General features: G+C 44.5%; 19 protein-coding genes and 1 tRNA gene. 4 read left to right on the top strand and 16 right to left on the bottom strand.

The window, feature by feature from the left end; translation table 11 throughout:
• Positions 1 to 197: 197 nt before the first annotated feature.
• A complete protein-coding gene (locus ACXAGV_RS02950) occupies positions 198 to 1286 on the top strand; it encodes a Gfo/Idh/MocA family protein (RefSeq protein ID WP_474871729.1) in 1089 nt (362 codons plus the stop codon).
• 118 nt (positions 1287 to 1404) lie between these two features.
• On the opposite strand, the gene ACXAGV_RS02945 is transcribed toward ACXAGV_RS02950, so the two are convergent.
• The 6 genes from ACXAGV_RS02945 to ACXAGV_RS02920 all read right to left on the bottom strand — a co-directional run bounded on the left by ACXAGV_RS02945 (position 1405) and on the right by ACXAGV_RS02920 (position 6406).
• Positions 1405 to 2478, bottom strand: coding sequence for an ADP-ribosylglycohydrolase family protein (locus tag ACXAGV_RS02945; protein ID WP_474871727.1), 1074 nt, complete (start codon positions 2476 to 2478; stop codon positions 1405 to 1407).
• Positions 2479 to 2568: 90 nt separating this feature from the next.
• Positions 2569 to 3357 (bottom strand): lipase family protein, encoded by a 789-nt coding sequence (locus ACXAGV_RS02940; RefSeq protein ID WP_474871725.1) that lies wholly within the window; start codon positions 3355 to 3357, stop codon positions 2569 to 2571.
• Positions 3358 to 3541: 184 nt separating this feature from the next.
• Positions 3542 to 3898: a RidA family protein gene (locus ACXAGV_RS02935; RefSeq protein WP_474871723.1), complete on the bottom strand. Its 357-nt coding sequence runs from the start codon at positions 3896 to 3898 to the stop codon at positions 3542 to 3544.
• A 190-nt stretch (positions 3899 to 4088) separates the two neighbouring features.
• Positions 4089 to 4631, bottom strand: coding sequence for a redoxin domain-containing protein (locus ACXAGV_RS02930; protein WP_474871721.1), 543 nt, complete (start codon positions 4629 to 4631; stop codon positions 4089 to 4091).
• A 9-nt stretch (positions 4632 to 4640) separates the two neighbouring features.
• Positions 4641 to 5237 (bottom strand): NAD(P)H-dependent oxidoreductase, encoded by a 597-nt coding sequence (locus ACXAGV_RS02925; RefSeq protein ID WP_474871719.1) that lies wholly within the window; start codon positions 5235 to 5237, stop codon positions 4641 to 4643.
• Positions 5238 to 5497: 260 nt separating this feature from the next.
• Entirely contained in the window at positions 5498 to 6406 is a 909-nt protein-coding gene (locus ACXAGV_RS02920; RefSeq protein ID WP_474871717.1) for a LysR family transcriptional regulator, read from the bottom strand.
• 88 nt (positions 6407 to 6494) lie between these two features.
• On the opposite strand from ACXAGV_RS02920, the gene ACXAGV_RS02915 reads away from it, so the two are divergent.
• On the top strand, positions 6495 to 7511 hold the full coding sequence (locus ACXAGV_RS02915) for a Gfo/Idh/MocA family protein (protein ID WP_474809483.1): 1017 nt from the start codon (positions 6495 to 6497) through the stop codon (positions 7509 to 7511).
• 259 nt (positions 7512 to 7770) lie between these two features.
• Here the strand turns inward: ACXAGV_RS02915 and ACXAGV_RS02910 are convergent.
• The 8 genes from ACXAGV_RS02910 to ACXAGV_RS02875 all read right to left on the bottom strand — a co-directional run bounded on the left by ACXAGV_RS02910 (position 7771) and on the right by ACXAGV_RS02875 (position 16273).
• Positions 7771 to 7857 (bottom strand) — tRNA-Leu (locus ACXAGV_RS02910).
• A gap of 199 nt (positions 7858 to 8056) precedes the next feature.
• A complete protein-coding gene (locus ACXAGV_RS02905) occupies positions 8057 to 9154 on the bottom strand; it encodes a HupE/UreJ family protein (RefSeq protein ID WP_474871715.1) in 1098 nt (365 codons plus the stop codon).
• Positions 9155 to 9182: 28 nt separating this feature from the next.
• A complete protein-coding gene (locus ACXAGV_RS02900; RefSeq protein WP_474871713.1) occupies positions 9183 to 10253 on the bottom strand; it encodes a tetratricopeptide repeat protein in 1071 nt (356 codons plus the stop codon).
• Between the two features lie 83 nt (positions 10254 to 10336).
• Positions 10337 to 10915, bottom strand: coding sequence for an Ig-like domain-containing protein (locus tag ACXAGV_RS02895; RefSeq protein WP_474871712.1), 579 nt, complete (start codon positions 10913 to 10915; stop codon positions 10337 to 10339).
• Positions 10916 to 10926: 11 nt separating this feature from the next.
• Complete coding sequence (locus ACXAGV_RS02890; RefSeq protein ID WP_474871710.1) at positions 10927 to 12519, bottom strand: DUF4331 domain-containing protein; 1593 nt, start codon at positions 12517 to 12519, stop codon at positions 10927 to 10929.
• A gap of 263 nt (positions 12520 to 12782) precedes the next feature.
• Positions 12783 to 13517 (bottom strand): anti-sigma factor, encoded by a 735-nt coding sequence (locus tag ACXAGV_RS02885; RefSeq protein WP_474871708.1) that lies wholly within the window; start codon positions 13515 to 13517, stop codon positions 12783 to 12785.
• A complete protein-coding gene (locus tag ACXAGV_RS02880) occupies positions 13514 to 14047 on the bottom strand; it encodes a sigma-70 family RNA polymerase sigma factor (RefSeq protein WP_474871706.1) in 534 nt (177 codons plus the stop codon). The genes ACXAGV_RS02885 and ACXAGV_RS02880 overlap by 4 nt, the downstream gene beginning before the upstream one ends.
• 165 nt (positions 14048 to 14212) lie before the next feature.
• On the bottom strand, positions 14213 to 16273 hold the full coding sequence (locus tag ACXAGV_RS02875) for a TonB-dependent receptor (protein WP_474871704.1): 2061 nt from the start codon (positions 16271 to 16273) through the stop codon (positions 14213 to 14215).
• Between the two features lie 195 nt (positions 16274 to 16468).
• On the opposite strand from ACXAGV_RS02875, the gene ACXAGV_RS02870 reads away from it, so the two are divergent.
• Positions 16469 to 17053 (top strand): RDD family protein, encoded by a 585-nt coding sequence (locus tag ACXAGV_RS02870; RefSeq protein ID WP_474871702.1) that lies wholly within the window; start codon positions 16469 to 16471, stop codon positions 17051 to 17053.
• Between the two features lie 191 nt (positions 17054 to 17244).
• Here ACXAGV_RS02870 and lptG read toward each other — a convergent pair whose 3' ends face one another.
• Both lptG and lptF read right to left on the bottom strand, forming a co-directional pair.
• The gene (gene lptG, locus ACXAGV_RS02865) at positions 17245 to 18306 is read right to left on the bottom strand and encodes an LPS export ABC transporter permease LptG (protein ID WP_474871700.1); all 1062 of its coding nucleotides are present in this window, start codon (positions 18304 to 18306) and stop codon (positions 17245 to 17247) included.
• Positions 18307 to 19407 (bottom strand): LPS export ABC transporter permease LptF, encoded by a 1101-nt coding sequence (gene lptF / locus ACXAGV_RS02860; RefSeq protein WP_474871698.1) that lies wholly within the window; start codon positions 19405 to 19407, stop codon positions 18307 to 18309.
• Between the two features lie 263 nt (positions 19408 to 19670).
• Here lptF and pepA point away from each other — a divergent pair, with 263 nt between their 5' ends.
• Complete coding sequence (gene pepA, locus ACXAGV_RS02855; RefSeq protein WP_474871903.1) at positions 19671 to 21176, top strand: leucyl aminopeptidase; 1506 nt, start codon at positions 19671 to 19673, stop codon at positions 21174 to 21176.
• Position 21177 lies beyond the last annotated feature (1 nt).

Genomic DNA, 21177 nt, shown 5'->3' with positions numbered 1-21177 from the left:
GAGAAGCGAAATTTGCGCGATTTTTTCGTCAATCTTGAAGAAGATAGAGTATAAATATTACGAAAATTTCATGTTTAAAGTTCAATTCCTTCAAACCCTAGTCTTCGTATTTTCTTCGACAATATTTGGGTGATCTGTATATGCAAGTAAATCACTATTAAAAGCATACATGGATTATTGTCTTATGGAGAGGGCTAATGCCTCGTATTACTCGTCGTTACTTCCTTCAAATAGCGGGTTCAGGTCTACTCCTTGCCCACAGCCCTTATTTGTTAGCTCAGCCACCTAAAAAGAAATTAGGCGTAGCCTTGCTTGGCTTAGGCAATTACAGCACAAATTTATTAGCACCTGCGCTACAGCACACCAAGCATTGTGAACTGCGAGGCATCATCACAGGTAGCGAAGAAAAAATTTCTAAGTGGCAAAGAAAGCATGGAATTAAGGATAGCAACGTATACACATACCGCACTATGGCTGAGATTGCGGATAACGATGATATTGACGTTATCTATGTCGTAACGCCCACAGGTACGCACAAAGACTTTGCAGTGCAGGCTGCAAATACTGGAAAGCACGTGTGGTGTGAAAAGCCTATGGCCATGGATAGTGAGGAGTGCCAAGCTATCATCGATGCCTGTAATAAAAATAATGTGACCCTGTCTATCGGCTATCGCATGCAGCACGAACCTAATACACGCACTTTTCATCAATACCTTGAAGCGAAACCCTACGGAGATATAACTGCCGTGTCGAGCTTCGCTGGTTATGCGGGGCAAGGCAGAGCGGCTGACAACTGGCGCATGAAAAAGCATATGGGAGGCGGTGCACTTTATGACATGGGCGTTTATGCAATAAACAGTGCGCGCTTTTTAACGGGGCGAGAGCCCTTGTCTGTTGCCGGCAGCCATCCTCCACAACGTTTCCCAAACAAGTTTACTGAAGTTGATGAAACTACCTTATTCACTATGGACTTTGGCGACGGGCTGGTGGCAGATTGCGGTACTAGCGTAGTAAAAGGGTTCAATCATTTCAAAGCTGAGTGTGAAGACGGTTGGTATCAGCTAAAGCCAATGCAGAGCTACAACGGTGTTACGGGTACAACATCTGATGGGAAAACACTGCCCCCTATTAACGGTATGCAGCAAACGCTTCAAATGGATAACGACGCTTTAGCCATATTAACTGGGCGCCAGCCAATGGTAACCGGTAGTGAAGGGCTTGCTGATATTAAGATTGTTAACGCTATATTTAAAGCGGCGAAAACGGGTCAAACGGTAACGTTGTAAGGCTTTGTGACTGAGCTTAAGCAAAGCATCGATAAATCGTTGTTCATATAATGCTAAGTTTGGCATCCGCGTCGCTTTGAATGTAAAACGCTTCAAGTTACGAAGCTTTTTCCTTGAGTCATTCAACGCCTAGAGAATCGATTAGCGAGTTTAGCTTTTTCGTATCAGTTAATTTATCAAACCATAGAGGTATCTCGGCCCCGTGCATTAAACCTAGTATGGCCCCTAAAACAAAACCACGATGCACGTTGTCACCGCCTACGTTAGTGTTTGCCATCAGTGCTTTTTTCGGATTATCAGCATAGCGATAAGCGAAGTATAAAACAGCGGGCCATGCGTCTGAGATATAACACGCTGGCGAATACATGCGCCCTACAACTTCAATATCGCTTTTGTTTTTTGCCGTAAGGGACGATAAGTTCATACGTGCTGACTTGCGCGCAATCCCTTCTAAAATATCTTTGGGTGACTCATCTTGGCGGTGCGCTAATTTGTATATAAGTTCAACGTAGACATCGCATACCGATGCTAATGACTCATCGGGATGCGTTAAATACAGATGCTTTCGGCACAGCTGTTGGATCTCGTTAAGTGCTGTATTCTTAGCTGCTTCTACTATCGCCAAAGGTGTTACTGACACAAACGCGCCTATTGAAGCTGTATCATGGGTAACTGCTCCACATTTTTCTGCCGGAATGCCTTGCTCAAGATTCGCGAAGAAACCTCTGTGATAAGACTCGGCATAGGTGTCAGAGTGCTTAGGCTCGTCAGCGCGCATAAAGTTAATATATTGGTTTAAAAACTCGTTTGCGTCATAGCCTTTAAGGGCACATGCTAGGACGATGCGCGCACAGTGGGCGTTAAGCGTATTTTCACCAGCTTTCATTCCCTGGTGATAATGAACGTTGTCTTTGCCCCAGTACTGTCTTTTTCCTTTTAGAATGACCTCACCCACAATTTCTTTTTGGCTAGCTGATGCTTTGTTTGCGCGGCCACCTTGTTGTGTGGAATGCAGCGACATTATTGAAGAGGGGTGGAAAGTAGGAGCATCTTCAAATTGTTCGATACCTAACGGAAACGCTTTGTAGATATCGGCTGGGTTGTAAAACCAGTGCACCGGCATTGCGAGTGCGTCGCCGATGAATGCGTTTTTAAGTGCTGCTCTTGCGCGTTCTATGATTAATGAAGCCATCTTTCCTCTCGCCTGCCAACCAACTCATTTGGATGGGTATGCGTGTATTAACTCATTTAAACTACGCACAAATGTCTAAAAATGATCGCTTCAATGCTCGTCAAAAAGCGACTTGTTGCGAATGTATTTCCGCATGTAGTGGTAGGTTATAGGACGCAACAACCAGCTTTTAAGAGACATTAAAAATCGCCTGTGAGTAGGCGTGTTTTCATAAATTTTATCGTCGTGCAGCCACAGCATTTTACCTACATGCCAGAAGTAAAAAGGGAAGGGAGGCATAAAGGTAATGACATCTAGGTCGCAGCAAATACGGTAGGTCCTGTGGTGTAGCGTGTAATGTTTGTACCAAGAGCGGGTGCCGACGGCAGGTTGCCCAAAGGTAACCACTCTTTTTACCGACTTTGGGAAGCGCCTTTGAAAATAATCGGCCATTAACACAGCCACCGCACCACCGGATGAGTGACCGATGAACGAAAACCGTTTGCCTTGTGCGCGAAGTGGCTCTAGCACTTTAACGAGTAATTCTCGTAGCGGTAATGCGTCATCGGAAGTTTTTGTACTTGAGTACATTGGCTGCGCAAGTAATCTCGCAAAGCCCCAGTGGACAAAGAAACTTCTGTTTAATTGGCGCAATCTATAGGGTATGAAAAACAAGTTTGCGAACCAGTCTTTAAAGCCTAACGACCCGCGAAAAACAATGATGACCTCTTTTTTGTTTTCGACCCACAGTATTCTCACGCTCATTCTGCCGTACTTATCGACAAGATGACGTTCATGAAAAGGGTCTAGTATTTTTTCGTATTGGGCGTCGGCATCGGGGTAGGCGAGTTGACAGAGGATGGCATATCGTTCGTATTGATAGCGTTTCAATTTTTTCATGAAAACTCGTATCGAAGCAATCTGCAATTTGAGGGGAAGCCTTCGTAGGCTCCATTAGCGAATATTTTACGTTACAGGTATTTTATTTCAGTGATGTGACGGGAAAGCCTTATTTTACAAAGAGGACTATAAGGCTCTGAAAAGAGGATGCAGAGCCGATATGTTAATAAGTAATGTTGCTCGATCAATTAATAATTTCAGCTGCAACTACCGAGATTTCCACGAGAAGTGCTTCGCGGGCCATATCGGCAGTAACGCATGCCCTTGCTGGCGCATGACCCTCTGGCACCCAGTTATCCCATACCTCATTCATTTTCGCAAAATCATCCATGGTTTTAAGGTAAATGGTCGCTGAAAGCATATGCTTTCTATCGCTGCCTGCCTGTATTAGCAGACTGTCGACTTTATCAAGCATGGTTTGAGTTTGGTGGGTGATATCTTGCGTGGCATCTGCGCATACTTGCCCGCATAAGTAGATAACGCCATTGTGTTTCACAATACGACTCATGCGCTGCTTGGTTTCCATTCGTTCAATGTTCATTAATTAAAGCCTTTCAGAAAGTGAAAAAAGTTTGTGCTGAGCGACTTTAATTGGTTTGTTGGGTTACTTCAATTGTTACTCAGTTCCAAACGAAGTAACCCTGAAGAATCTCGGCATGTACAGTTAAGAGATTATACTCCAGCACAACATTTGCACTGGATTCATCAGTGAGTGAGTATTTTCTATAATATTATTTGTGCATACCGCGAATAGGGTAGTTGTTATCAGGGTTACGAATCCAGCCCAAACCACTTACTAATGTCTCTAACTCAGGTCTAACAAATGGGTTGTTAGAAATATCAGCAACGTGCACATTACCTTCATTGTTCACAACAAACAGCGCTGGCTCAGAGAACGGGTGATCAGTTTCTTGAGGAGATCTTGGAGCAGAGATATATACGCCTAATTCTTCCATTTGCTCCAATGTTAAGCCGTACGCAATAGGAAAGTTGATATCCAATCTAGGCAGGTGACTCTCAAGCTGCGCTTTACTGTCGCCAGACACTGCAATGAGATCTACACCAGTTTCGGCAAGATGACCTCTAACACTTTCAAGTTGATTGAGGTATCGAGTGCAAAGTGGGCAATGTTGCCCTCGGTAAATTACCACCATTTTCCAGTCAAGACCGTTCTCAGGTCTCGCTAACTTTTTAGTGTTGCCATTTAACAGCTTTGCCGAAATATCGGGGAAAGCAGAACCTGCATGTAACTTATTGGTGTATTCAGTAATCATGATAATTCCTTAAAAATGCTTGTGAATGTGAGCTTCAAAACGTTTGAAATCCTTTTCCACATCGGCGTTTTTCATCACGTCAAAGCTGGCGAAAGTTTCAATTGGCTTCATGCCAAAGAACTTAAAATTCATATGCATTGGAAACAATAAATCGTCTACAGATTTACCTTCAAAAAACTCTTTACTGTCGTTGAATGACTCTTCTGGTGCATTGAAGGTTAAAGACATCATGTATTTAACGTCAGTAAGCGTACCGCCTGTGCCGTAGTTTTTCTTCGGTGATTCGGCAACTCGACCATCGCCGGCACATAGGGCGCCGCCCATACCTGCAGTGTATATTTCATCCATGTACTTTTTGAATGACCATGGCACACCCATCCAATTAATTGGTGTCTGTAGAAGAACGATGTCAGCCCACTGATGATGGGCCAACTGTTCTTCAACGTTGTGTTCTTCGGCCATTGTCACTACGCGAGTGTTATAGCCTTTAGCTTCAAGCAGCGTTACTGCTTTATCGACGAAAGACGCGTTTAACTTGCCTTCTGAAAAAGGGTAATACTGGTGTGCATTGATAATTAGCACATTGCCTGTCTTTGTGGTGGTCATCTCAAAACTCCCAAAAAAATTGAATAAAGCTTATTGCTCACAGGTGGTTTATTTTAGTAACCTTTTAACTTTAAACAACTAGTGGTGTTTTGGTAACTATGTTAGAGATTAATGGGATATTGTATAAATTGACTTTGAATCAATTGGTTAAGTGATTAAAGAAAGTGGGTTGTCGAGCGAAGTTTATTGCAGCCTTCAAGCGCTTACTGCAACTAAGCTTATTTTTTTGCTTCTAGGCAAAAAGTAAATTTTCACTCTATTCAATTAGACAAGACTTGGTGTATTTCATTTCTTAACCACCTTCTCATTGGGTCCTGATGCGTGCGTCCATGCCATATTTGGCTAATGTTTACCTTTGGTAAGTCAATCGGACACTCATGTATGGTTAATCTGTCGAAAGTGAAAGCATACATTTTTGCGATAGACTCCAAGCACACTAAAATGCAGTTTGTATCTTTTGCAATAAGCGGGGGCGTTAAAAAACTTGAAACGCCAGCAACAACATTTCTGGTTAAGTTTAGATTACGAAGTGCTTTATCTACTATTCCGTCAAGGTCTCCGGTTAGTGTGGTGACGATATGCCTAGCGTCTAAAAAAGTGCTTAGGTCTAGTTGCGCTGTTGGGGCAAGCTTTTCGCTGCTACTTAAAACAACAAAAGACTCGCCTCTTAGTTTTTGCTGATAAAAGGTATCAGGTAACTCATTGTAAAAGCCTGCAATAGCTAAATCACATTCGCCTGTTTCCAACTCTTTTTTTGGCACTTTGCCCAAGGTATTGTGGCAGACTATCTTAAGGTTTGGTGCCTTCGTTTCTATTCGCGTTAACAGATCAGGCAATAACAGTTGCTCAATAAAGTCTGTCGTATATATGTGAACAATATCTTCATTAAGTAAAAAGTTTTGAGATTCGAGTTGATGATATAAGCCTTCGATAGATTGAACGGCTTGCAATACGAGCGGCGCAATTTGTTCAGCTAATGGGGTTATGGTTAAGCCTCTAGCTGCCCTTACGAAAAGCGCGTCATCGAATTCATTCCTTAACTTATTTAGCTTATGGCTAAGTGCAGGCTGGCTAAGAGCCATGCGTTTAGCTGCATTGGATAAGTTCCTCTCTTCAAATAAAACCTTGAATACATAAAGTAAGTTTACGTCTTTGGTTGAGATATTCATAAATTGGATTGGTGTTATTTAACCTATTCATTTCTTGTGATTCTAGTTTGTACTTAAACTTCCCGTCAATTAATCACTGGAGGTAAGTATGAATAAGTTACGTTTAGGTATTGTTGGTTCAGGCATGATAGCGGGTATTATCGCAAATGCAGTAAAGCAGGTAGAAAGTATTGAATTAGCAGCCGTGGCAAGTCGCCGCCCGGTTTCAGCTAAAGCATTTGCTGATGAGCATGGCATTAACCTCGTGTTTGATACATGGCAAGAGATGTTAGCGTCAGACTCGATTGATGCAATTTATGTAGCAACACCAACGGCAAGCAAAGAAGAAATTGCGATTTATGGCGCACAAAACAAAAAGCATTTGCTGGTGGAAAAGCCTTACTCAAGCGCAAAGTCATTAGAAAACATGATAAATGCTGCAAATGTGAATGGTGTTAGCTTTATGGACGCCACGCATTTTACCCATAATCCTCGCACTAAAGTTATTAATGACATAATGGAGAAGGAAATAGGCGCACCGCAAGCGGTTAGAACGTCTTTTTTCTTCCCATTCATGGATAAAACCAACATCCGTTTCGATACCTCAAAAGAGCCGACAGGTGCAGTGGGTGACATGACTTGGTATTCAATGCGGGCCATTGCCGAATATTTGAAGCCAACGGCACCGCTAAAACTTATTTCTGGCGCAATTGTTAGAGACGAAGAAACAAATGCTGTCATCCGAGGTTCGGGCGTTGCAGTGTTTGAAGATGGTAAATCGTCTACCTTTGACTTTGGCTACAACGTTGGAACGTGCCTGATGGATTTAGATATTCTGGGTCATGAGGGGGTATTTAGCATGTCTGACTATGTACTTGATTGGAAGAATGGTTTTGCATTTGATAACCAAGACCATGTTGTCGGTTTTACTAAGCGCAAAGAAATGCAGCAACCCAGCGAGCATCAATATATTGAAGCAGATTCCTCAGAAGCGCAGTCAGTATTCATGATGAGAAATTTTGCGGCGCTAACATCAGATGTGGAATCGACCGAAAATGCAAAAGCGCAACACTTGGCCTTGTTAACCCAGAGGTTGCTAGACGCATATTGGGATGCAGTGTCATAGAAGAGCAGACACCTGAATCCGGGCTTTATTGGTCCAAATGCGGTGAAGCGAAGCTCGGCCGCCACGCTTGCGTGGCGATTTGCTGAAATTCAGACACAAAAAAACCGACTCAAAAGTCGGTTTCAGTATCTGCTTCTAAAAGAAGAAGATGGTACCAGTGGGCGGGCTTTGATTGGACCGACACTCGGCCGACACGCTTGCGTGGCGATTTGTTGAAATTTAAACACAAAAAAACCAACTGAAAAGTTGGTTTAATGTTTGGTACCAGTGGGCGGACTTGAACCGCCACGCTATCGCTAGCAGCGGATTTTGAATCCGCCATGTCTACCAATTCCATCACACTGGCATAGTGTATAGACATCAACGTGGTGTTGATGCTTGGCATTATAGCGATGCGGCGCGCCTATACAACTACTTTTTGTGCTTTTTATGGCTAAGTGCCGAAAGATTGTCCAAAGGCGCGCGCCGCTTTAGTCATTTCTTATTTTTTGTCACTCAGTATAAGCTTACTCTTATCTCTCAATTAATAACTAGGTGTGCCGCTGCTACCATCTCTGCAACGTCCAGTTAATCGCTATAACCGCAATAATTGAAGATGCGATTGGCATAATGGCTTTCGAATATAATCTTACGTTTCTAAGTAAGATTAGTAAGGGTAATAGCAGTGCAACTATGGCAAGTTGTCCTACCTCTACCCCCACATTAAATGCAAGAACGTTCATCACTAAGCTGCCAGATTGGGCATTCAGGTCGCCAAACACACTCGCGAACCCCATGCCGTGAAGTAAGCCGAATCCAAAGGTAATGAACCCCAAACGCATGATGATAGGGTACACGTTGTTTAGTGCAGTTATGGCCACCGAAATAGCGATGCCGAGTTCGACAATACGGCTGTTAAGCGTTATAAAATCAAGAGCAGTAGCGGTTAACGTAATACTGTGCGCAAGCGTAAAGGTGCTTACCAAAATCACCGTGCTTTTTATAATACGTTTGATGCTTTGCTCTTTTAACCATTGTTTATTTTTTCTAAATAAATTAACGGTCAGTAATGTGGCGACTAAAAATAATATGTGGTCTAGGCCAATAAAAATATGCCAAATGCCTTGGTAAACCATTTCACCAAATTGCGTAACCCAGTGGTTGTCATGAGGCGTCACGATGATAAAGCTGCGTTCACTATCTAGTACATGCACACTTGTTTGTTCATCAAAGGTGATGGAAGTAAGCAGTTTATGTGTAGGAAAGTCGCTCACTATACCAGTGTAACGAACAGACACTTCGTTTAAAAAAGCGCAGCTCACCGACAGCGGATATGCCAATAATGACTCTGCAGATATGTCTCTAATAGAGGGGTGGGCAACACTAATAGTACACCGTGTCTCGCTACCACGAATTATTAGGTGATTTTGAATGTAATCATTCGCTAGATTGTGGTTTCTTTTAACTTCACCCCATGTCAGATTGCCGTCATTATTAGTATCGAGCCCGGCAGCTTGCCCCATGTCTGTAGGTTTAAGCAAAAGCTCACCTGAGAGTGTCTCGCCAGATTCATTTTTAAGGGTTAAATAACCGTTGCTTAGCTCGTGAGAAAGGGTTGGAAAACTAAAAGTTGCTACTAAAAAAAATATAACAAGTCTCATCATGGTTCGTTCGCTGAAATAGTTGAAAGCCCTAAGCATCGCTTGACTCATCATTAGCTTTGCGAGCACGTTCTAACAGACGTTTGTCACTTAGCGCTTGGGCATATTGCCAATTGAGTTCAGCAAATTTAAGGGCAATTGGATAATCTTGCTCTATCTCTAAAAAGTACATGGCAACTTGCGCCGCGTGAGAGCTATCTTCACGCCACACTCGAATTTCCATATTTTTTGACAGTTGAGATTGCACCGTTGAAGAGGTGATACCTTGTCCACGTTCTGCGATAGCCCATTTCAAAAGCAAGCCGTCATCTACTTTTTTGATATCGGGTACATTGCGGGCAAGCGTGGTAGTAACAGCCTCATATTTTCTTAATTGAAAATTAGCGTCTGCCCACACTAGCATCGCGCTTATTGGAAGCTGTTTGAACTCAGTTTGCGATAGATAACCAAGGGCGGCTTCAGCGTCGCCAAGCTGAAGTGATATATCTGCTAATACTTCGAAAAACCACTGGCGTTCAGAAGGCCGAGCATTACTGGTATAAATTTCAAATGCCTTCAGTTTTTGAAGCAACTTTGTCTGAGCATTCTGAGAAAACTCAGCGTTGACCATGCAAGTAAAAGCAATCAGAAAGCTTGTTTTCCCTACTAGCTTTTCGCAGTTTTCTTTTGCTCTTTTAACGTCGCCTTGTTGCGTGGCGATGTCAGCCATAAGTAAGTAAGCAGCTGGCGAGCGAAAGTGAGCTATTTGTTTTAAATGTTGCCTGGCTTCCTCGAATTTATGCGTGCCTTGTAATAAGCGAGCCTCTAATATTACCAGACGTTCTTGTTGCCCAGCATTTAACGATGTGAAAGTTGCTCTCATGGAGCTGACGAAGCGAGACACCTGTTCTCTTTCGTTTCCTTTTGCGAAAATATAGCGACTTGAAGACAGTGCTTTTTCCGCTTCATTTATATTTGTTATTGATAGCTTTTCAGGCTCCCAGCTTGCGATGACAGTATTGAAGTTAGGGTTTTGTGGTTGGGCGTATATTGAAAAAGTCGAGAGGGTCAACGATGCACTTGCTAAAAAGAACTTCAGAGCTGAGTGCTTTACAAACTTCATTGATATTTCCTTAAAAAAAGCCGTCCTTGGCTTTACGGTTGACACTGGTTATGTGCTAACAAACTCCTATCATTTGATGCGTGTTATTGGCCTATCAATAAGTCATCAAATGTTGTGTCGTCAGCATCTTGGGTGAATTCTCGTCCATTTATTGGTAAAGGTTCATCCGTTGGTGCTTGATTGAAGGCGTCGCGGGTATAGCTAGAAAACGACACCTGTTGGGCTTCTATGGTTACGCTGACACTTGCCGTCACTTCAGGGTTTACGCCGTCAGAAACAGTAAATGTAAAGCTATCGCTACCTGTTACTTGGGCATTTGGTGTGTAAGTAAAGGTGCCGTCAGCATTCACTTCAGCACTACCTAAGCTACCGTTTTCGCCAAGACCAAAAGTTAGCGCGTCACCATCTTCATCGGTTGCTGTTAACGTGCCATCAAACGCAATATCTGCTTGCGTTGTAAGCATTTGGTCAACGGCAACCGGCGCCGCGTTTTCTTCAGGGGCTTGATAATCGTTATCGTCGTCACTGTCGAAGCAACCCGAGAGCGCTAATACCAATCCTGAAGCAATCCACATACGGTGTTGTTGGCGCTTCACTGACGTTTGCTTGTTAGGCGCAGTATTACCACTGCGCTCATTAAATAACCTAATCTTCATAGACATGATGGATCTCCTTATTCAGAGCCAGCAAGTGGTGTTTTTAGGTATGGAAATGACGTATCAATCATACTTGCATCTACAGGCGCGCCGTCAGTGAATGGTACATTACCTACACTCGCGTCTTCAGGTGCACAAAGGCCAAGGTCTGTGTCTTCGCCTGCAACTGGAATGGGGTAGCATAAACGGCCCATTACTACGCGAAGTGCAATATCAACCACGTCATCACCAGGGCGACGACCATTTGGGAAGCCTGCTAAGTCATCACCTGCTACACCAAAAGCTGACTGCGATTCTGCTGGTGTTGCTGGGATCCCTGTGTTTAGGCGCAGCATTTCAGACGCAGTTACCGTAGCTTGCTGGTTAACGCCAGGGAAGCCAGTAAGGAAGGCTGTGACCAAGTCCATACGCGGGAAGTTAGTAGGTGCAAGGGTCTCAATATCCGTACCCAATGTAGTATTCACAGCATCTTTAAACAGAATGTTGAGCAACTCTGGCAGCGATGGGTGAGTGACATAATCTGCAAATTGACCATCTGCACTTGGATGAGAGCTAGAAAATTTATCTTTATCACCAATACCAATAACAAGCTCGTTAACTAGCGGGCTACCTAAGCGAGACACTTGTGTCATTGCGCCGCCATTGGTTTCTGGCTTCTCAAACGTGGCATCTGGGTTAAGAATGCGCGCTTGCGGCAAACTTGCCGTGGTCCAGCTACCAATTACGCCATTGCCTTCACCCGTAACGCACGCTTTGGGTACTTCAATAGATAGGGCCGTCACGTTTTTGTCGACTAAGTCATCATTCATAGCACTTTGTGTAATGCCGCCAGGGAAGCCTTCGCCATCGCCCGCACCCGGTGCACTATCGCCTTCTACAGGTACATAATTTACCAAGTCGAAGGTTTTGCCTAAATTTACAACGAAGGGGTCTTTGCGCTGGCCAACAAAAACTTTGGCCATGTCATCGCAGCCAGGGATATTGAATGAGTAAATGAAGCTTCCAGCATAGCGCGCGTATTCCGCTTCGCTAGTAAAGGTTTTGTTACCTATGTAATCAAGGGGCTTTTTAAACATATCACCCATGGCTGGAGTAAGCGTTGTGCGGGTGCCTGTTTGCATGTCGCCACTTACCATAGTAAGGCTATACATTTCTGAAAAATTCGCTGCGCTAGAATCATCGGCGCTTATACCACCTACATTTTTCAGCGGCACTTTCACCATTTTTTGCTCGCCTTCTGGACCAATTGGCAAAGCAATGCCTTCGTTATCGGCAGCAAGCATATTGTTAAACTGGAAAACAAAGCTTAAGTCTTCAACCGCGTCGCCGTCGCTATCGATATGAATGGCGTAGTGTGCATTCGGATCCATTGCAAAATAATTAGGGCCGCCGTACGCATCCTGTAGTGGAATATAGTTAGCGATAAAAGTCACATAGTCTTCGCGACCTTCTTCATAACTGTTAAAAGCGTAAAAATCGGTGCTATCTAGGGCTGGGTGACGAGTAATATTCGGTGCTTCTCGGTGGCTTGATGCAATTGCGCCCGCTGTAACGGCGGCGCATGTCAGCGCAACAGCTACAGATAAAGTTTTACGTTTGAATTGGATCATTTTAGGTCTCTCTGTTTTTATGAGTTCAAAAGTTAAACGACTGAAGTTTCACTTTGGATGCAAAAATGTTTAAAAAATTACAATAAAGTTTTTATTAAGTGTTAAGAGTGATGGGAAGAAATAATGAAGAAGCGGCAGAAGTAAAAGGAACGGGAGAGCGCTTGGAGATTTCAGATAAAACTAAGAAAGAGCTTAGAAAGAACCAATAGGTAAGCAAAAGGCCACGAATGGTGGCCTTTTAATAAAAAGCTTAGTGTGTAAATTTACACAGACACAATGGGTGCTATGTAAAGTACTTCGGTGGGGGCCCCCGTTACCGAGCCACCAGGTGCTTCTAGACTAACGGCTAGGGCTGCGATACTTTGACTAAGTAAAATGTCGGGTGTCGCCTGCGTATCGCCATTGGCTTCTGGCATTAGACCAAGAGAGATTGGCGCCTCACCGTTTGCAGGTACCATCCAAAGCTCGTAATCCTTATCGGCCAACGCTACGAAAGCATCGGTGACCTTAACATTCATGGTTGTGTCAGAAACTTCTATCACCCACAACGGCGTATTGTCAGCGTTGTTTACCACGGCAATATGAGAAACCTCTGGTGTAGGAATGGGTTGCATTACGAACAGCAATACGGCCAATACCATGGCAGCTGCGGTGGATATGAACGATAAATTCTTCCAACGTTTTTGTTTCTCTCTCTCGAAGTTGATGACCTCACCAGGCTTGCTGAAAGATTTTGTATCGCCAGCTAGGCTTGCGTCGTTAGCGGCTTTATGTCCGAGTTTTACTTGGATGCTTTCCCACACGTCGTCTGGTGGCGCCACAGGCGGGAGCGTCTCTGCAAAGCCGGTTAGATATTGTTCCCATTGAGCCGTTGCATCGCTCACCGCTTGATATTGCATCATTAACTTTTGATAGCGTGAGCGCGCTTTACCTCGAAGGGTACCAACAACGTATTCCGCTGCCAGTGCATTAAGTCGTTCTTCTTTCAAATAATTCATAGTGACAGGCACCTCTGCAAGCTCTGCAAGCCTCGTCTTATCCAGCTTTTGATTGTACCAAGGGGCGAGGCCAAGTGACTCACCACTTCTTGATGAGACATACCGTTAACGTAAGCTAAATGAATAGCTTGGCGTTGAGGGCCGTCTAATTCATCCAAGCACGCGGCTAATCTAGCTTGCTCTGCACCCAGTTTAACATTTTGTGAGCTTTCTACTCCTGATGGTGCATCATCGTTCAGCTCAACTTCATTTCTTACATTGTGATAGCGAATTAAATCCAGAGCTCGATAGCGTGCAATGCTTACCATCCAAGTTAGCACCGTACCTTTTCCTCGCTGATAATTGCCTGCGTTATGCCATATTTTAATGTAAGCGTCTTGTGTGGCTTCATCGGCAAGTTCTGGCCGTTTAAGTAGCTTTAAAGCAACTGCATAAAGTTGTGGGCTGGTTATTTTATAAAGCTCTGCAAAGGCTTTTTTGTTGCCGTCTGCTGTTTTGCACAGCAGAGGAAACAAAGTTTCATGTTCCATCGTTGCTCCTACCTTTTATTGTTATGGCACCATTTTCATAATGAGACTAGCTCTCGAAAAGTGCGGCTTCTAAGTATTTAAACTAGCACGCTTTTTAAACATTTACATAAAATATTGCGGCGCCAAAAGGGGTCTGCGCCGCTGTTATTAAAAACTTCTGCTCGGCTAATATTTCAAGGAAACAGTAAGGCGAACGTTTCTTGGTTCAACCGGGTGATAGTGCAAGTCCTCTATGCCCTCTTCAGGCTCGCCAGGAAGTCTCGACGCATAAAAGTAGTCGATATCATGATCATCACTATCAAGAGCATTTAACACTTCTAAAGTAACGTCCCACATAGGCTGACGATAAGCGACCTGTGCATTCAGTAAAAATGTTGATGGCGGTGAAACTTCATCGAAACTCTCCACCGTGCGAGAACTTAAATAACGACCTCGCAGCGTATAGCTAAACCCAAGCTGGTTTCCGTTTTGAAAATACGTCAGGCCCGCGCTCACAACGCCCGGTACTGTACCTTCAATATGGCGGCCTTCACCCTCTACGCTGTCGCTGAATCTTGCTTTTGTCCAAGCAGCTTCAATGTCAGTTGTTAAATGATGATTAATCCAGTAGTAGGCACTTACTTCTATACCGTGTCTTTCTGATGGTCGGCTCGCTTCAGTGAAGCCTGCGTCGCCGACATAAACCAGTTCACTATCTAGTTCTAGTCGCCACAATGCAGCTGAAACGTTATAGGTTCTGTTGTCGGTAAAATTAACCCCGGCTTCATAGCCAAGAGACTTCACTAATAGCGGTGATGGTTCAGTTGCATCCCCACTTACCGGATCTACAGTAATAGTTGCACCCCGCGCGTCGTTTGAGTGATAGCCTTGACCGATATTGGCAAATGCGGTGAGCTGTTCAGACAGCAAGTATTTCAGGCCTGCTTTTAACGTAAAAAGACCATCGTCAGCACTGCCGCTGTTGGCGTCTAAATCGCTATCTACGTCAACATCTAAGTAATCATAACGACCGCCTAACGACAGGCTTAATCTATCGTTTAGAAAAATATTGGACTGAGCAAACAGTGCATAGCTGTTACTTTCTATCGCGTCTTCTCTAACGGTGCCAAACCGGGTTAAATTTTGAGTGCGATACAAGCCTACATTGTCAATATCGTCAAAGCGCCACTGGCCGCCCAAGGTAATACTGCTCCCTTCTGTAATAGCGAGGGGGAGGGTAGTAAATATTTCACCGCCATAGATTTTTCTATCATCAGCTTGTTCGAACTGATCGCCTCGCTCAGGGTTATCGAGGAAGTAAGTGAAGTTAGAAAATAAACTAAGCTCTGTGTCTATGGCATAAATAGAGGCGTTCCATGTGTCACTAGCGTAGTTTGCAGATAGACTATAGCGAGAAGACTCACCTCCAACTTGAGTATCGATAGAGCCTAGGCGGTCTATTAAGCCGCTCTGAATAGCACGCTCTGGTACCTGATCAGCGCCATTCCAGCTATTGTCATAAGCCATGCCTGTTATGGTAAGTTGGCCATCTAACATCGGCGTAATATATCGAATATGAGCGTTTTTCTTTTTTACGTCTTCGTCAATATCAGTCCATGGGCCGTCATAGGTTTGGTATTCTAAAGCCGTAACAACGCGGCTTTCTCCGGCTTCAAACTGGTTTAGTGCAACGGCGCGTTTAAAACCATATTCGCCCAAACCTAAGAATATCTGGTTGTTTTCAAGAGAATCTCTCAAATTAAAAATCGCGCCGCCTGCGCTCGAAAAGTCGCCAATATTGGCATAGTAGGTGCCTTTAAAATAACTAAGGCTGTCGATGAGTTCAGGAATAATGAAGTTTAAGTCGCTGTATCCTTGGCCGTGACCGTGACTACGCATGTTGACCGGCATTCCATCGACGCTTACGGTGAAATCGGTTCCATGGTCAAGATTAAAACCGCGAAGAAAATACTGGTTGGCTTTTCCTGAACCGCTGTGTTGCGTCACCATCATACCTGGAATAAATTCCAATATTTCACCAGCGCGTAGCATTGGGCGGTCAATCATAGTGTCACCCGACACCCAGCCCTGAGAAGCAGAAATAAATTCACCGTCTTTTACTGATGAGTCACCGCGTACCCGAATATGTTCAATATCACCTTCTGGGTCATCGAGGGCGAGTGTGGGCGCAGTTGCGAGTAATATAGCGCTAGCAGTTAGTGTTTTTGCGAAAGTTAATGTGGTCACGTCATGATTTCCTTTATCCGTTTTAATAACAATAACGAATAAATTGAATGCTTGGATGCATTATTTTTAATAACAGTGCAGTTATCGGTTTATCAATCACTTTATGAAATGACGTTTAGTGTGGCTTATTGTGTTTAAGCTATAGGGCGCTTGTGTCAAAATATGTATTGAAAATGATGATGTGAAGAGATACCCGTGGCAAGACACGATAAGAAAGTTAAGAAAAGGCAACCGGCACCAAAATCGTCGACGACTGCTGAATATGAAAATGCGAGTAGCGCAGACTCAGAAAGTGAAACCCTTGAGCGAGCGGGGTTTATCCGTCGGTTACTTGCTATGGTTTACGACACCCTGGTGGCAACCGCCGTAGGCATGTGCGCAGCAATGGTGATGATAGTCACGCTGGTGGTTATGTTAAAAAGCGGTACGCTCGATTTACAGGGGTACGCGGAGCCCGCTGACCTTATTCAGGCGTCGTTTGGCTATAAGCTACTTATTCAAACTTGGGTAGGCTTGTGGATAGCTGGTTTTTTCTTGTGGTTTTGGCGCAGAGGTGGGCAAACATTAGGTATGCGAGCTTGGCGCTTGCGGATTTATAGCACCGTCGAAGAGCCCATGACGTGGCCTCGCTTATTCATTCGACTTTTTGCATCACTAGGTGGTCTCGGTACTCTGTTGGTCTTATTTGATTTTAAGAATAAACAGTCACTGCAAGACCGTTTAGCGAAAACAGAAGTGTTGAAATTAAGCAAAGAGGCGAACGACCACAAAAGCTGGTAGCGTGCGTGTTGGTTGGCTTAAGAAACATATTTGAGAAGGCTATCACTTACTTGCGACGATAACCCATCGGTCAATTGGTAGTGAATTTATACGCTTGAGTACGAAACAAAAATAAAAAAAGAGGCGATGCCTCTTTTTTATATGTGCTGTAAGCTACCAATACACCAATCGTAAGTCACGTTGCTGTTTAATTATCGCCTGAGCATAATGCCCGCGACAGCAGCAAACAGCAGGCTTGGAAGCAAAGCACCAAGGAACGGCGGCAACTGATAGACCAAACTCACTGGGCCAAACACCTCATTTAGAATAAAGAAACCGAAGCCTGTCAGCACGCCCATAATAACGCGAGCACCCATAGTCACGCTGCGTAACGGCCCGAATATAAACGACAGTGCCATCAACAACATAACGCCAACTGATATAGGCTGGAATACTTTCCGCCATAGCGCTAACTCATAGCGAGATGGATCTTGGTCGTTATTATCTAGATAGTTTACGTAATCCAGCAGACCAGTAATAGATAAAGCCTCAGGCTTAACCGCTACAATCCCCAGTTTATCGGGAGTAAGGGTCGAGTTCCAACGCATGCGGTTATTTTCATCTACCATAACGTTTGTTTCGGTAAACTGGGTTACTTCAACATCGCTTAGCCACCAGCCGTCGCCATCGAAAGCGCTATTTTTCGCGTAGGTAATACTTTCAAGAGACAAGTCAGGATTAAAGCTAAAAATGCTTACGTCTTTTAGCGAGTCTTGGTTAAGTACTTGGCCAATACTCACAAATCGGTCGCCATCTTTTGCCCACACCAGCTTATCGGAAGAAAATAAGCTACCGCCTGAAATGGCTTCGGTTCTTATCTGTTTGGCCTTGGTTTCGCTGTATGGAGTAACCCACTCGCCAACGGCCATCACCAATAAAATCATTACAAGGGTGGATTTCATGGCTGAGTTGATGATGTTCCAGCGGCTCATGCCGGCGGCCTGCATTACTACCAATTCGCTGTTGCTGGCCAGTACGCCCATACCAATAAGACCGCCAAGGAGTGTGGCCATAGGGAAAAACTGCTCTAAGTCGCGAGGTAAACTCAGTAAAACGTAGATAAAAGCGACAAGCATGTCATAGTCGCCTTCGCCAATTTTTCGCAGCTGTTCTACAAATTTAATAAGCGCGCTTAAGCCAATAAGTACGCTAAGCGTAACGGTAATAGTGCCTAACAGCGTACGGGCGATATATAAATCGAGGATCTTAAACATCTACTTTTTCCCCAATATCCAAGCGCGAAGCTCAGTGCCGGTTTTTCTGTCTCGCACAATTAACATGACACCAATGATCAGCATGATGGTGTGCACCCACCATAAGCCAAGCTGAGGTGGCATTTTTCCATCTTCAAGCACTCGTCTACTTGCCAGTAGCAACAAGAAGTATCCCAAGTAAAGCAAAATGGCCGGGAACATTTTACCAAAGCGCCCCTGACGCGGGTCGACTGCGCTTAGCGGCACAGCAATTAGTACTAAAAACGGAATGGAAAGCGGTATGGCAATACGCCACTGAAGCTCGGCTCTGGCTTCAATACTGTCGTCTTCCCACAGTTCGTTAGTAGGCAGTACGCTTACCTTACGACGAGTTTCGTCGGCAGGTTTATCGGCAATCTGAATTTGGTATTCGTCAAATTCTACTTTGCGGTAGGCCTTTTCAGATTGTTTGCCTTCATACTGCACACCTTCTTTTAATACGAGGTTTCGTGTACCGTCGGGGTTGTTTGCGACTTCACCGGTTTGCGCATATACAACGCGTACATCACCTTCGCTGTCATCTGTTTGATTTTGCGATAAAAACACGCGTTGTAGCTTGTCATTTTTATCCACGTCGTGCACAAAAATAACCGCTTTTTCGTTACCCGTTTGCTGGAATCTACCTGGCATTAGTGCCGAGATACCGGCCTCGTTTCTGGCTTTTTCGCGCAGTTGATATTCGTTTTCAGCTGCTAATGGCGCGAAATAAAGGGTAATTGCGCCTGTGAATATCATGATTAGTACTGATAAAAATAGCATTACCCTAGTGACATACCATTCACTGATACCACAAGCCCGCATAACGGTCATTTCACTGTCTACATACAGCCTGCCGTGGGCTAGCATAATACCCAGATAAGCACTGATGGGCAGCACCAATGAAGAGAGGATAGGGGCATATAAACCTAAGAAGCCAAGCACAAGCCCAGCAGGGATATCACCGTCTGATGCGTCGCCCAATACGCGCACAAATCTTAGGGTGACAAAAATTGCCATTAGGATAAAGAAAATCGCTAACTGAGATTTCAGCGTTTCCTTAAGTAAATAGCGGAATATCAGCATCTCAGCCCTTCCGGAAAATTAGGAATTTTAGTGAAAGAAAGCACAATTTTGTTTAAACTTACCGTTTTTACAAGTTTTGCCTGCAATCATAAACCGTTTGCATGGTGTTTTGACGCAAATTTAACCTATATTCAATAGGTCTGTAAGCGTGAATTGCAGCGAACTAAAAAGTTATGCTGCGTATTAAAACATAAAGCAGCGCGAAACGTTACGTGATTTTAGTCATCGTGCAAACCATAAACGACGAAAAGCGAGGTGATATCGTGGAGTTTAGTGTAAAAAGTGGCAGTCCTGAAAAACAACGCAGCGCATGTATTGTTGTGGGTGTCTTCGAGCCGCGCCGCCTTACGGCAGTGGCTGAACAACTAGACGAAATCAGTGAAGGTTATATCAGCAACTTGTTGCGCCGTGGCGACCTTGAAGGTAAAGCGGGCCAAATGTTGTTGCTACACAACGTGCCAAACGTACTAAGCGAGCGCGTGCTTCTTGTTGGTTGTGGTAAAGAACGCGAGCTAGATGAGCGTCAGTACAAAAATATTATTGCTAAAACCATTCAAACATTGAATGAAACCGGCTCGATGGAAGCGGTGTGTTTCTTAACCGAGCTTCACGTTAAAGGTCGCGATACTTACTGGAAAGTGCGTCAGGCTGTAGAAGCGACTGAAGATACGCTTTACACCTTTATGCAGCTTAAAACCAAAAAAGGCGAGCCTCGCCGCCCGCTGCGTAAAATTGTATTTAACGTGCCTACCCGTCGCGAGCTTACTGTTGGTGAGCGCGCGGTTGAGCATGGTTTAGCTGTAGCCCGTGGCTCGAAAGTAACCAAAGACGTAGCTAACATGCCACCAAATATCTGCAACCCAGCGTATCTGTGGCAGCAAGCACAAGAATTAGCAAGCCAGTACGACAGCGTAACCGCAGAAGTGGTAGATGAAACTCAAATGGCAGAGCTGGGTATGCAGTCTTACCTTGCCGTTGGTCGTGGTTCTGCAAATGAAAGCATGATGAGTATTATGCATCACCGCGGTGGCGCAGCTGATCAAGCGCCAATTGTGCTTGTAGGTAAAGGCCTTACTTTCGATTCAGGCGGTATTTCAATAAAGCCTGGTGAAGCCATGGATGAAATGAAGTACGACATGGGTGGGGCAGCAGGCGTATTAGGTACAATGCACACTATCGCGGCGCTTAACTTGCCAATTAACGTTATTGGCGTATTGGCTGGCTGTGAAAACATGCCAGATGGCAAAGCGTACCGTCCGGGCGACATACTAACGACTATGTCGGGTCAAACTGTTGAAGTACTAAATACTGATGCGGAAGGCCGTTTGGTGTTGTGCGACGCGCTGACCTACGTTGAGCGTTACGAGCCAGAGCTCGTTATCGACGTTGCTACGCTGACAGGTGCCGCTATTATTGCACTTGGTCATCACGCAACAGCAGTAATGAGCACGCACAACCCACTAGCTCACGAGCTACTTAATGCATCAGAGCAAAGTTCAGATCGCGCATGGCGCTTACCGCTATGGGACGATTACCAAGAGCAGCTTGAAAGCCCGTTTGCAGATATGACAAACCTTGGTGGACGCCCAGCTGGGTCTATCACGGCGGGTTGTTTCTTGTCACGCTTCACTAAGAAGTACAACTGGGCTCACCTTGATATTGCCGGTACGGCATGGCGCAGTGGTAAGAACAAAGGCGCAACAGGCCGTCCAGTGCCTATGCTGTCTCAGTTCTTAATGAACCGCGCTGATATCAAGTTAGAGGACTAAT

The organism is Alteromonas sp. ABH4_453, assembly GCF_056160665.1.
Note: the sequence above shows the minus strand (reverse complement) of the source record. Positions and strands in the feature narration are given on the sequence as shown.

Coding starts and splice junctions, on each gene's coding strand:
- ACXAGV_RS02950 (WP_474871729.1), top strand. CDS start 198: ATGCCTCGTATTACTCGTCGTTACTTCCTTCAAATAGCGGGTTCAGGT.
- ACXAGV_RS02945 (WP_474871727.1), bottom strand. CDS start 2,478: ATGGCTTCATTAATCATAGAACGCGCAAGAGCAGCACTTAAAAACGCA.
- ACXAGV_RS02940 (WP_474871725.1), bottom strand. CDS start 3,357: ATGAAAAAATTGAAACGCTATCAATACGAACGATATGCCATCCTCTGT.
- ACXAGV_RS02935 (WP_474871723.1), bottom strand. CDS start 3,898: ATGAACATTGAACGAATGGAAACCAAGCAGCGCATGAGTCGTATTGTG.
- ACXAGV_RS02930 (WP_474871721.1), bottom strand. CDS start 4,631: ATGATTACTGAATACACCAATAAGTTACATGCAGGTTCTGCTTTCCCC.
- ACXAGV_RS02925 (WP_474871719.1), bottom strand. CDS start 5,237: ATGACCACCACAAAGACAGGCAATGTGCTAATTATCAATGCACACCAG.
- ACXAGV_RS02920 (WP_474871717.1), bottom strand. CDS start 6,406: ATGAATATCTCAACCAAAGACGTAAACTTACTTTATGTATTCAAGGTT.
- ACXAGV_RS02915 (WP_474809483.1), top strand. CDS start 6,495: ATGAATAAGTTACGTTTAGGTATTGTTGGTTCAGGCATGATAGCGGGT.
- ACXAGV_RS02905 (WP_474871715.1), bottom strand. CDS start 9,154: ATGATGAGACTTGTTATATTTTTTTTAGTAGCAACTTTTAGTTTTCCA.
- ACXAGV_RS02900 (WP_474871713.1), bottom strand. CDS start 10,253: ATGAAGTTTGTAAAGCACTCAGCTCTGAAGTTCTTTTTAGCAAGTGCA.
- ACXAGV_RS02895 (WP_474871712.1), bottom strand. CDS start 10,915: ATGTCTATGAAGATTAGGTTATTTAATGAGCGCAGTGGTAATACTGCG.
- ACXAGV_RS02890 (WP_474871710.1), bottom strand. CDS start 12,519: ATGATCCAATTCAAACGTAAAACTTTATCTGTAGCTGTTGCGCTGACA.
- ACXAGV_RS02885 (WP_474871708.1), bottom strand. CDS start 13,517: ATGAATTATTTGAAAGAAGAACGACTTAATGCACTGGCAGCGGAATAC.
- ACXAGV_RS02880 (WP_474871706.1), bottom strand. CDS start 14,047: ATGGAACATGAAACTTTGTTTCCTCTGCTGTGCAAAACAGCAGACGGC.
- lptG (WP_474871700.1), bottom strand. CDS start 18,306: ATGTTTAAGATCCTCGATTTATATATCGCCCGTACGCTGTTAGGCACT.
- lptF (WP_474871698.1), bottom strand. CDS start 19,407: ATGCTGATATTCCGCTATTTACTTAAGGAAACGCTGAAATCTCAGTTA.